We start from the raw sequence: 11939 nt of genomic DNA on the forward strand, positions 1-11939 counted from the left end.
TGGCAATTTCGTCTGGCGCGGCGATCCGGCCGAGCGCATGGAACTTTTCCACCATTGCCCGCGCTTCCGGATCATTGGCAAAGCTTGCCGCCATCGGGGTGTCTGTTCCGCCCGGCAACAAGGCATTTACCCGCACATTGGCCCCGCCATACTCCACGGCCAAACATTGCGCCATCCCGATCAGGCCCATTTTACTTGCCGCATAGGCCGTCATGCCCGGCAGGCCAATGGTATGCCCAACAAATGTAGAGGTAAAAATAACCGATCCGCCGCCGCGTTTGGCAATTTCGGGCATCTGGTATTTCGCCCCGAACATGGCAGCGGTCAGGTTGGTTCGAATGGTTTCTTCCCACTCCCCAACGTCAATATCGCTCAGGGCACCGGGGGATCCGAGCGTCCCGGCATTGTTGAACCCGACATCAAGCCTACCATATTCGCCAATGGCAGCATCGACCAATGCCTTGGCAAACGCCTCGTCGCAGACATCCCCGGCAATGGCAAATGCCTTGCCGCCTGCCCCATTGATTTCCGTCACAACCTGATCAAGCCGGTCTTCCGAGCGCGCCGCAAGCACAAGCTTTGCCCCTTCCTTGGCAAACAGTTTGGCCGATGCGGCGCCGATCCCGGAACTTGCACCGGTGATGATAACAACCTTGTCTTCAAGCAACATGATCCATCCAATCCATCTGGCACCCGCCCGGTTGACCGGGCGGTGCGATTAACGATGGCAAAAGGATACGGGGCGGGCGTTAGTGCTGCTCGCCGGTTTCGGACCTGACGTTCAATCGCCCCAATCAAAGACAGGTCAATTGGCGATATCAGTTCTCCGAAACCCACGCCCGGATGTCATCAAGCATTGTGGGCTCATACCCAATCGGATCGGGCATCGGTTCAGAGCGCACAATGATGCCCGACTGGGTGCGATAAACGGTGTAAAGCGTATCTTGCTTGATATCAGTAAAGGTCGAACTGCCATACTCGGCATCGACCAGGAAATTCCATTCCGCCAGATAGTTCATCAGATCAAGCACATCGCCCTGCCCCAGATCATAGGCCATCTTTGGCTTGGTGTTTTCGTCATTGATATCGCGATAGCGGCCCTCAAAGCGCACCAGCTTATAGCGCGCGTCCATGCCCATCACATTGGCCCAGGGCTTCAGCTTGATGAACTCGGCATCAATCCGCCACTGATCACCGTAAATCTCAAAGACGCCGACATCCCCATCCCCGACAGACGCCAGATGTGCTTCAAACAAATCGTCCTCAAGCCGCTCGAAATACATCTTGGCAATCGGCTTCTCTGCCGTCAGTCGGACATAGGTCAGGATTGTCAGGCCCATGGACGCCACCAGCGCCACAGAAAGCACAACCACCAAAAGCAGAGAAACCCTTACCAACCGAAACATGCGACCTTCCGAACCAGACCTTCAGGGTGAAGAAGCGTGACAGCACTATAAGACGTTGTAGCGCCGAAAAAAAGGCGGCCCCATTGGAGCCGCCTTTTGTCGTTTCAAACCGGATGGTTTGATCAGTTATCGAGATGCATGACGATTTCTTCGCACATCTTTTTGGCATCGCCGAACAACATCATGGTGTTGTCCTTGAAGAACAGCTCGTTCTGGATGCCGGCGTAACCCGCTGACATGCCGCGTTTGACGAACAGGACCGTTTTGGCCTTTTCGACTTCAAGGATCGGCATGCCGAAGATCGGGCTTGCCGGGTCGGTTTTGGCTGCCGGGTTGGTGATGTCGTTTGCACCAATCACGAAGGCAACGTCAGCCGATCCGAAATCACGGTTGATTTCTTCCATTTCCAGCACGTCGTCATAGGGCACGCTGGCCTCGGCCAGAAGCACGTTCATGTGACCTGGCATACGTCCGGCCACCGGATGGATGGCGTAACGGACTTTGACACCCTCGGCTTTAAGGATATCAGCCATTTCACGCAGCGCATGCTGTGCCTGTGCGACGGCCATGCCATAGCCCGGCACGATGATGACGCTCGATGCATTCTTCATGATGAAGGACGCATCATCGGCCGAGCCGGATTTGACCGACCGATCACCATCGCCGCCAGGTCCGGCGGCTGCTTCGCCCTCTGCGCCAAAGCCACCAAAGATGACATTGAAGATCGAGCGGTTCATGCCCTTGCACATGATGTAGGACAGGATCGCACCCGACGCGCCGACAAGCGCCCCGGTAATGATCAGCGCACTGTTCTGAAGCGTGAAGCCGATGCCGCATGCCGCCCAACCCGAGTACGAGTTCAGCATGGAAACAACGACCGGCATGTCTGCCCCGCCGATCGGAATGATCAGCGTAACACCCAGAATCAGGGCAAGTGCAACAAGGATCCAGAAGGCAGTGTGGCTTTCAGTCACCACCAGAATGACGCCAAAGACAACAATGGCAATCCCAATGGCAAGGTTGAGCATATGCTGCCCCTTGAACCGGACAGGCGTGCCCGAAACAATGCCCTGCAATTTACCAAACGCGATCAGCGAACCGGTAAAGGTGATGGCACCAATCGCAACGCCAAGGCCCATTTCAATCAGGCTGGCCGCACCGATATTTCCCGCCGTTCCAATGCCATAGGCACCCGGCGAATAAAGCGCTGCACCGGCGACAAACACCGCCGCCAGACCGACCAGCGAGTGGAAGGCAGCAACAAGCTGTGGCAGCGCGGTCATCTGGATCTTGAGCGCGATGACCGTACCAATCGCACCACCGATCAGAATACCGACGATGATAGTTGTGTATGACAGCACGGCCGGGCTTGCCAGCGTGGTAAAGATGGCAATTGCCATACCCACCATGCCAAGGATGTTCCCGTTCCGGGCCGATTCAGGTGACGAAAGTCCGCGCAACGAAAGAATGAAGCAGACCGAGGCCACCAGATACAGGAAAGCCGATAGGTTTTCCGACATTGTGTGTTCCCCCTACTTCTTTTTCTTGAACATATGCAGCATGCGCTGGGCGACAATGAAGCCACCGAAAATGTTGACCGAGGCCAACACCACCGCAATGAAGCCCATCATCTTGGAGAAGTTCATCTCCACCGGGCCTGCTGCCAGAAGCGCACCGACGATAATCACCGATGAAATGGCGTTGGTCACAGCCATCAAAGGCGAATGAAGTGCCGGGGTAACTTTCCAGACGACATAATAGCCAACAAAGCAGGCCAGAACGAAGACGGTCAGACCAAGGACTGTCGGGCTAACACCCGATCCCTGTACCGCGACCGCGGCCGTGCCAGCGGCATCAGACGCACCACTTGCCAGACTATCGGCAAGCTCTGCTGCCTTTTCCGCAAGGCCAAGGGCGGCATCGCGGAGTTCATTTGCATCTTGGGCTACGGATTGATCAGCCATTTGCGACCTCCTCCCCGCCGAATTTCGGATGAACGACCTTTCCGTCGTGGGTCAGGCGCGTCTCTTTTATGATCTGGTCTTCGCCATCAAATGCGAGCGCACCTTTGTCCGCATCAACAGAAAGGGTGATGAAGTTCAAAAGGTTCTTGGCATACATCGCCGTGGCATCGGTTGCGACGGAACTGGTGATGTTGGCCGGACCAATCAGTTTCACACCATTATCGGTCATCACCGTTTCACCAAGTTTCACCCCGGCCACGTTGCCACCACGTTCAGCAGCAAGGTCAATGATCACCGATCCCGGCTTCATGCCCGCCACCATATCGGCGGTGACAATTTCCGGTGCCGGACGGCCCGGAATAAGGGCCGTGGTAATGACGATGTCAGTCTTGGTCAGAACCTCTTTAAGCTTTTCAGCCTGCTTTTTCTTGTAGTCGTCCGACATTTCCTTGGCATAGCCACCGGACGTTTCGGCGTCGGACGCCGTGTCGTCTTCGACTTCAATGAAGGTCCCGCCAAGGGATTGAACCTGCTCTTTCACAGCCGGGCGCACATCAAATGCCGAGACAACAGCGCCAAGACGCTTGGCCGTTGCAATTGCCTGCAGGCCAGCAACACCGGCCCCGACCACGACAACACGTGCCGGCGGCAAGGTACCCGCGGCTGTCATCATCATCGGATAGATGCGGCCAAATTCATGGGCGGCATCCAGAACGGCGCGATAGCCCGCCAGGTTGGATTGCGAAGACAGCACATCCATTGACTGAGCGCGTGAAATACGCGGCATCAATTCCATGGAATAACCATCCACACCCGCCTTTGCCATGGCATCGATCAGGTCTTTACGATCATATGGCTCAAGCAGGGCGACAACGGCCGCCCCCTTTTTATAGGCGGTCAATTCGTTGGTTTTGCCATCAATGACAGGTGGGCGCACCTTGAAGATGACATCGGCATCCTTCACGGTGGTTTTCATTGTTTTGGCAATGGTTGCACCGGCATCGACAAAGCGATCATCCGGTATGGCGGCGTCAGTTCCGGCACCAGCCTCAATTGCTACGTCAAACCCCAGAGCCTTAAGTTTCTTGACGGTCTCTGGCGTGACGGCAACGCGCTTTTCCCCGGGCCATATTTCCTTTGGAACGGCCAGTTTCATCGCGTTTGACCTCCTTCCCTAAGTGATTGGTCAGTTTGACAATCCGTGTTCTTTCAAAGCAACCGGTTCCAGAACGTCGTTTTGCGTTCATTTCGGACCGATCACCGGGCAACCCTTGTCCAATTCAAATCATCCGGGCCAACACACCTGACGGCCCGAAAAAGAAAAAGGCGGTTCTTCAGCAATCGCAGAAGAAACCGCCCACTTTCCCACCACGCATTACAAGGCATAAACCTTGCGACATATCAGGTCCCACCCGCCATTGGTGCTCAGGACAAACAATCAATGACGCCCTGCATGTCTGCGTTGAGAGCAAGATGCGATTTCTCGCCGACAACCACAATCCGAAAAAACGACAAAAAAACAGTTTAACTAGATTTTGATTAACTACTAATAAAATCAACAATGAGCGGAAATTCGCACATTTAATTTCCGCTATGGAACAGGTCCTTATCCTGCTCGTCACACGTCAGACAATTGATTTTCCCCAGTTTCCCCTGTTTTTACCCCACGTTGTAAGTGAATATTATCTTACAAACAAACGCCAGAGTCTTCCTTTATCGGTCATCGATCAACCAACACGTAACGCGCCAACCTTAAAAAGGTTCGCAAAATGATTCCCGATTTTTTCAGATTTGTTTCAGGGTAAGCTGACCAAATTCGGTTTTTCAACTCGCAATTCGCATCAAACAGTCAGGCGATTGCACCCCAAAAGATCGAATCGCAGCGATGTTGTGTCAGGCAATTTACGCGTCCGGGCGATCCAGACCGATCTGGTCGAGGGCGGTTTTCTGGCGGGCTTCAAGTTTTGCCACGTCAAAATCACCAACCAGATCGTTAAACAGGCGATACCAGTTCACCTGCGCATCAAGACGCAGGAATACCGCCCCAAGCCCGACCGCCGCACGGTCAACCAGAACAAACTCGCGGGGTGGTTTGACACCGCCGACACGACGCAGTTCCTGATGAACCTTTCCCGCGACCTCTGCACCATAGGCGACCGAATTCGTTTCGCCCATCTTGCGTTCACGATCATCAAGGATCGGGCCGTAAACGAAGCTGGCCCAGATATTGAGCACATCAATCAATTCGCGCGACGGATTTTCAAAGCCCCAGCTTTCATAGGCTGAAACAGCCTTTTCCTCGTCCTCGTCACGCAGCGCCTCATAGAGCGTGATCACTGCCTGAACAAAGTCCGGTTTGAAAATGCGGATACAGCCGAAATCCAGAAGATTGACCGAAAGGTCATCACGCAGTGTGTAATTGCCCAGATGCGGATCGCCATGGATCACGCCATAGCGATAAAACGGCACATACCACGCCCGAAACATATTAAGCGCAACCTGATTGCGCGCATCCTGATCGGGATCGCTTTCAAGGAAATGCTTGAACTTTTGCCCCTTCTGCCAGGTCATGGTCAAAAGTCGGCTGGTGGTCACTTCGTCAACAGGTTCGGGGACATGTACGCAATCGACATCGGCCAGCATATGACCATACAGGCGCATATGTTTGGCTTCACGCTGATAGTCGAGTTCTTCGCGCAGGCGGGCCGTCAGTTCTTCCTGAATGTTTTGGGCATCAATCGCGCTGTCATAGCGCTTGTAGATCGCAAAGGCCGCACGCAGCTGCTTAAGGTCCGCCTCGACGGTTGCCGACATGTCCGGGTATTGCAGCTTGCAGGCAACATCGCGCCCGTCGGGCAAGGTCGCCTTGTGGACCTGCCCAAGTGACGCTGCTGCCACGGCATCGTGGCTGAAATCGGTGAATTTCGATTGCCACCCGGCCCCCAGCTCGCTGCGCATGCGGCGTTTGACAAACAACCAGCCCATGCTGGGTGCATCGGCCTGAAGCTCTGCCAGGGCCTGGGTATATTCCTTGGGCAGAGCATCGGGGATGGTCGACAGGATCTGGGCGACCTTCATCAGCGGCCCCTTGAGCCCACCAAGAGCCGAGGTCAGTTCGGCGGCGTATTTGGCGTGATCAATCTCGCCGCCGAACATTTTTCCCGTGGCAAGGCGCGCGGCCAGTTTACTGGCCGAAGCACCCACCCGTGCATAACGACGAACCCGCCCGCCAAACCTGTTTTCCTCGTTCGCGGCGGTATAATCATCGTCGTTATCACTCATCTCAGGAAAGCTCCTCCAGCTCATCGATCATACGCTTGATCATATTAAGGCCCCGCTGCCAGAAGGCCGGGTCCGATGCATCAAGTCCGAACGGTGCCAGAAGTTCCTGATGCCGCTTGGTGCCTCCGGCTTTAAGCATATCAAGATACTTCTGCTGGAAGCCGTCTTCGGCACCCTGATAAACATCGTAAAGCGAGTTCACCAGGCAATCGCCAAAGGCATAGGCATAAACATAGAACGGCGAATGGATGAAGTGCGGAATATAAGACCAGTAGTACTTGTATTCGTCTTCATAGCGGATGGCGTCGCCCAGACTTTCATGCTGTACGGCGATCCAGATCTCGCAGATCTCATCGACGGTCAATTCACCTTCGCGGCGCTTTTCATGCACGCGTTTTTCAAATTCAAAGAACGCGATCTGACGCACGACGGTGTTGAGCATGTCCTCAACCTTGCCCGCCAGCATGATGCGCTTCATCTTCGGATCGCTCTCCGCGCGCAACATTGACTGGAAGGTCAGCATTTCACCAAATACCGACGCAGTTTCCGCCAGAGTCAGCGGCGTATCAGACAGGAAATAGCCCTGCTCTGCTGCCAGAACCTGATGTACGCCGTGGCCCAACTCATGGGCCAGCGTCATCACATCACGGGTTTTGCCGTGGTAATTCAGCAAAAGGTAAGGATGCGCAGACGGCACGGTCGGGTGCGCAAAGGCACCCGATGACTTGCCCGCACGGGGCGGCACATCAATCCACGGGTTATCAAAGAATTTCTGACCGACTTCTGCCAGTTCCGGGGAAAACTCGCCATATGCCTTCAACACCGTCGACCGCGCGGTGTCCCAGTCAATCTGACGATCATCATCATCGGGCAGCGGTGCGTTGCGATCCCAGTAATCAAGCTGATCAACACCAAACCATTTCGCTTTCAGGCGATAATACCGGTGCGACAGATCGGCATGGCTGTTTTTCACGGCCGTATTAAGCGCATCAACAACTTCATCCTCGACCTGGTTCGACAGGTTGCGTGATGAAACCGGGGTTGCAAAGTTGCGCAGGCGATCATCAATTTCCTTGTCCTTGGCAAGGGTATTGGTGATGTGCGCCAGAAGCTTGATGTTCTTGCCCAGAACGTCACCGATTGATTTCGCGGCTTTCTTGCGATCGTCGACCTTGCTTGATGACAGCATGTTCGCAGCGTCCGACATGGTCAGCTCTTCGCCATCAATCGGGAAGCGCAATTCTGCCATGGTCTGGTCAAACAGGCGCACCCACGCGGCCGATCCGGCGACGCGGCGCTCATGCAGGACCTGCTCGACCTCATCGGACAGCTGGTGCGGGCGGAAAGCACGGTTTTCATCAAGCCACGGGCGATAGCGGCGAAGGGCTTCGCTTTGTTCGTATTTCGCATCCAGCGATGCGTCTTCGATCCGGTTGATTTCAAGACCAAAGAACAGCGACAGGCTGGAAATGCCGGTCATTTCTTCCTGAACGAACTGATAGAACTGACCAATGGCCGCGTCCGAGCTATCACCGGCATATTTCAACTGGGCAAACGAGCCAATCTTGCCACAGATTTCGCTGATGGCTTCATATTCGGCTATGGCCGCTGCCAGTTCATCACCGGACAGATCATTGAGCTTGCCCTGATAGGTCTGCTGAAACGCCTGAGAGCGGCTTTTGGCATCATCAAGATCGCGCCGGATATTCGGGTCTTTCAGATCGTTATAGAGATCGGTCAGATCCCAGGTCGGCAAATTCTTGTTGATCGCGTTCATTTGTCCTCCAGACAGTCTCTTTGGTCTCTTTTCGGTCGCGGGCCGCCGATCCGCAAAGCACGGGGCAATCCCGTTTGCATTCAAAGATCCGAACCCGATATATAGCCTGTCAAAGCCATATCACCAGACCCGTTGACAGATACGGTTTCAAATTGCTGGTCCGATCATATCGTTCCTTGTGTCACGGACAACAGCAAAGCCGCGTTGAGCACCAAATAGAACGGTATTTCACACGACTGTGACCCGGAACACTGCCCACAATCGCGCGTTGCTGTGACATCGGTGACAAATCGGTCTTTAAAATGTCATTTTCAGGCTGCGCAATTACGCAATCCCTGATAACAAATTCATCTTGGAACGTTCGTTTATTCCGATCTGCCCGGCACTTATACGGGTATAAAGACCGAGGACAACGTCCCAACCAGGGCAGCGCCAAGATTGCCCGTTCCCGGGAACAGACAGTGAGGCAAGGAAACGTCATGACGAGTTTGCAGGATTATGCCGATTGGCAAAACTTGCCGACCATGTTTTTCGACAAGGCAAAGAAACATGGCGACGCGCCGTTTCTTTGGACGAAAGACCCCGAAAGCAAAAAGTTTGAACCCACCAGTTGGCAAGAAGCCGCCGATCAGGTGAGCGCGCTTGCCCGTTCCCTTTATGAAATTGGCGTTCGGCCCGGTGATCGGGTTCTGCTGGTTTCGGAAAACCGGACTGAATGGGGCATCGCCGATCTTGCCATCATGTGCGCTGGCGCCATGACCGTTCCTGCCTACACCACCAATACCGAGCGCGATCATCTTCACGCGATCGAAGACAGTGGTGCAGCGATTGCCATCATCTCGACCAAAAAACTTGCCCAGCCCTTCCTGCACGCCGCCCTTGATAGCGGACGCTGCCGCCATGCGATCATGATGGAAGAATGGGGACAAAGCTTTGTTGGCGATATCACCATTTCCCGCTGGGACGAACTGATTGCCAAGGGGCGCGGCCTGACCCATGACGTTGATGACTGGATTTCCAAGATCAAGCGCGATGACCTTGCCTGCCTGATTTATACCTCGGGCACGGGTGGCTCGCCAAAGGGTGTGATGCTAAGTCACGGGGCGATCCTGTCGAACTGCATGGGCGCGTTTGACATCATCGAGACCCTTGGCATCGACAAGGAAATCTTCCTGTCCTTCCTGCCGCTGTCGCATTCCTACGAGCACACCGCCGGCCTGTATTTCCCGATCAGTATTGATGCCCAGATCTATTACGCCGAGGGGCTTGATAAACTGGCCGCCAATCTTGCCGAAGTCCGTCCGACCATCATGACGGCTGTGCCGCGTCTGTATGAAATGCTTTATCAACGCATGAGCCGCATGGTCGAAAAGGAAGGCGGCATCAAGCAAAAGCTGTTTGACCTGACCTTGCGCCTTGGCCGCAAGAATTACGAAGGTGAACGACTGAACCTGCTTGAAAGGCTTCAGAACCTTGCCTGTGAACTGCTGCTTCGTCGCAAACTGCGTCAACGCTTTGGTGGACGGATCAAGGCCATGGTATCGGGCGGCGGCCCCCTGAACTATGAACTGGGTGTTCTGTTTGTGTCATGCGGCATTCGCATTCTGCAGGGCTATGGCCAGACGGAGTTCGCCCCGGTGGTGTCATGCAACCGTGCTGAAAACAACAAACTGCGCACCGTCGGCCCGCCAATGGTGGGTGCCGAGGTCAAGATTGCCGATGATGGCGAAATCCTGCTGCGCGGCGAAAGCATGATGAAGGGCTACTGGAACCTGCCAGAGGTTACTGCATCGACCATTATTGATGGCTGGCTGCATACCGGTGACATCGGCAAGTTCGATGAACAGGGCAGCCTGATGATCACGGACCGCAAGAAGGACATCATCGTCAATTCCGGCGGCGACAACATCTCGCCCCAGCGGATCGAGGGACTGATGACCCTTGAGACCGAGATTTCCCAAGCCATGGTCTATGGCGATGACAAACCCTATCTGGTGGCCGTACTGTGGCCCGACGAAGACTTCATGCGCGAATTTGCCCGCGACAACGACCTATCCAATGATATTGAGGCCCTTGGCAAAAACGAGGACTTCCGCAAAATCATCCGCGCAGCCATTGACCGGGTAAACAAACGCCTGTCGACGATTGAAAAAGTGCGCAGCTTCATGTTTGCCGAAGCGCCCTTTACCATCGACAACGAAATGCTGACCCCGTCGATGAAAATCCGCCGCCATAAAATCCGCGAAGCCTATGCCAAGCAGCTTGATGGCCTTTATCAGCGCAAGCGCGGCGGTCAATAGAAGCCACAACGACTGACCCTGAAAACGATGACCCGCCCCAAAGAAATCAAACAAACACTTACCCTGGTCCGGGGCCTTCCCGGATCAGGTAAATCGACCCTTGCCAAAAACCTGTGTCAGGCGACGGGCGCTGTTCATCTGGAAGCCGACATGTTCATGGTCGACCATGAAGGGTTCTACGAGTTTGATGGCACCCGCCTGTCACAAACCCACGCAAGGTGCGAGGCGGAGTGCCACAACTCCTTGTCCGAAGGATACGACGTTGTTGTCTCCAACACCTTTACGCGTTTCTGGGAAATGAAGGCCTATATCGACATGGCCGACAAGCACGACATTCTGTTGCAAATCGTCGAATGCCATGGCCGTTTCGGCAGCATCCATATGGTGCCCGACGAAACCCTTGCCGACATGCGTGACCGCTGGGAACCCCTGCCCGAGAAATACCGCTAAGGGGCTCGCCGCTCAGTTCACGCTCGAAAAGACTTTTTCAAGGATATCCGTCGTCCACCGGGTCGGATCGCTGCGAATATCTGCTTCCTGAAGGGCGATGTAGTGGAACAAGCCTTCCATCGCCTTGTCGGTGGCGTGATCGGTCAATGATGCCTTGAGGTCGGGCACAAACGGCAGTTGGTCATATTGCCCCAGCATCTGATCATACAGCGACAAGGCACCGGTATCGGACAGCGCGTCCGTAATCACCGGGCGCAAGCGGCCCTCGATATCATTGCCTGAAACGCGGCGCAGGTACTGTGTCGCGGCGTCATCCGGCCCCTGCAAGATCCCCTTGGCATCGGCCACGGTCATTTGGCGGACCGCATTGACCAGAATATCACCGGCATCCTGCATGGTCTGCTCGGCGGCCCGGTTCATCCGCAACTCGATTTCATCGGCATAGCTGCCAAAACCCGCCGCAGTCATCAATTTCTGGGCGGTTTGAACTTCGTCTGGTAACGGAATATGCGCCACCGGATCGGCGTTAAAGCCATCAACGGCACCAAGCTGATCGGTGACCAGTTCCACCCCGATATCAAGCGCCTGCTTGAGCCCCTTCTCGACCGTGTCTGATGATAAGGCTGAAGCCCCCAATCCACTGCCGCCAGACGCACTTCCCGAACCCGATGAATTCATCACATCGCCAAGGGCGTCCTTGGCTTTATCAAAGAAGGACTGGGCGTGAACGGGCGCAACGAGGTTACCCAGAACAAGCGCA

The 11939-nt window shown here is 54.9% G+C and carries 10 protein-coding genes; 2 read left to right on the forward strand and 8 right to left on the reverse strand.

Annotated features, from left to right (window positions below; translation table 11 throughout):
- The 7 genes from B2R48_RS11820 to B2R48_RS11850 all read right to left on the reverse strand — a co-directional run.
- Nucleotides 1-670, reverse strand: a 670-nt coding sequence (locus B2R48_RS11820; protein WP_297000600.1) for an SDR family oxidoreductase, incomplete at its 3' end; no start/stop codon positions are given.
- Between the two features lie 148 nt (nucleotides 671-818).
- Nucleotides 819-1406, reverse strand: a complete 588-nt coding sequence (locus B2R48_RS11825) for a hypothetical protein (protein WP_297000603.1) — start codon at nucleotides 1404-1406, stop codon at nucleotides 819-821.
- A gap of 122 nt (nucleotides 1407-1528) precedes the next feature.
- Nucleotides 1529-2926 (reverse strand): NAD(P)(+) transhydrogenase (Re/Si-specific) subunit beta, encoded by a 1398-nt coding sequence (locus B2R48_RS11830; protein ID WP_297000606.1) that lies wholly within the window; start codon nucleotides 2924-2926, stop codon nucleotides 1529-1531.
- Between the two features lie 12 nt (nucleotides 2927-2938).
- Nucleotides 2939-3370 (reverse strand): NAD(P) transhydrogenase subunit alpha, encoded by a 432-nt coding sequence (locus B2R48_RS11835; protein WP_062956082.1) that lies wholly within the window; start codon nucleotides 3368-3370, stop codon nucleotides 2939-2941.
- Nucleotides 3363-4526, reverse strand: coding sequence for a Re/Si-specific NAD(P)(+) transhydrogenase subunit alpha (locus B2R48_RS11840; protein ID WP_213473979.1), 1164 nt, complete (start codon nucleotides 4524-4526; stop codon nucleotides 3363-3365). Before B2R48_RS11840 ends, B2R48_RS11835 begins: the two co-directional genes overlap by 8 nt.
- A gap of 746 nt (nucleotides 4527-5272) precedes the next feature.
- Complete coding sequence (locus tag B2R48_RS11845; protein WP_297000614.1) at nucleotides 5273-6652, reverse strand: ABC1 kinase family protein; 1380 nt, start codon at nucleotides 6650-6652, stop codon at nucleotides 5273-5275.
- A gap of 1 nt (nucleotide 6653) precedes the next feature.
- The gene (locus tag B2R48_RS11850; RefSeq protein WP_297000616.1) at nucleotides 6654-8429 is read right to left on the reverse strand and encodes a M3 family oligoendopeptidase; all 1776 of its coding nucleotides are present in this window, start codon (nucleotides 8427-8429) and stop codon (nucleotides 6654-6656) included.
- 479 nt (nucleotides 8430-8908) lie between these two features.
- On the opposite strand from B2R48_RS11850, the gene B2R48_RS11855 reads away from it, so the two are divergent.
- Both B2R48_RS11855 and B2R48_RS11860 read left to right on the forward strand, forming a co-directional pair.
- Nucleotides 8909-10729 carry an AMP-dependent synthetase/ligase gene (locus tag B2R48_RS11855; RefSeq protein WP_297000618.1) on the forward strand — a complete coding sequence of 607 codons (1821 nt, stop codon included), beginning with the start codon at nucleotides 8909-8911 and terminating at the stop codon, nucleotides 10727-10729.
- A 27-nt stretch (nucleotides 10730-10756) separates the two neighbouring features.
- Entirely contained in the window at nucleotides 10757-11179 is a 423-nt protein-coding gene (locus B2R48_RS11860; RefSeq protein WP_213473974.1) for an ATP-binding protein, read from the forward strand.
- A gap of 12 nt (nucleotides 11180-11191) precedes the next feature.
- On the opposite strand, the gene B2R48_RS11865 is transcribed toward B2R48_RS11860, so the two are convergent.
- Nucleotides 11192-11939, reverse strand: a 748-nt coding sequence (locus B2R48_RS11865) for a DUF4197 domain-containing protein (protein ID WP_297000621.1), incomplete at its 5' end; no start/stop codon positions are given.

Origin of the sequence: Thalassospira sp. UBA848 (assembly GCF_002295455.1) — a bacterium.
In the GTDB taxonomy this organism is placed as follows: domain Bacteria; phylum Pseudomonadota; class Alphaproteobacteria; order Rhodospirillales; family Thalassospiraceae; genus Thalassospira.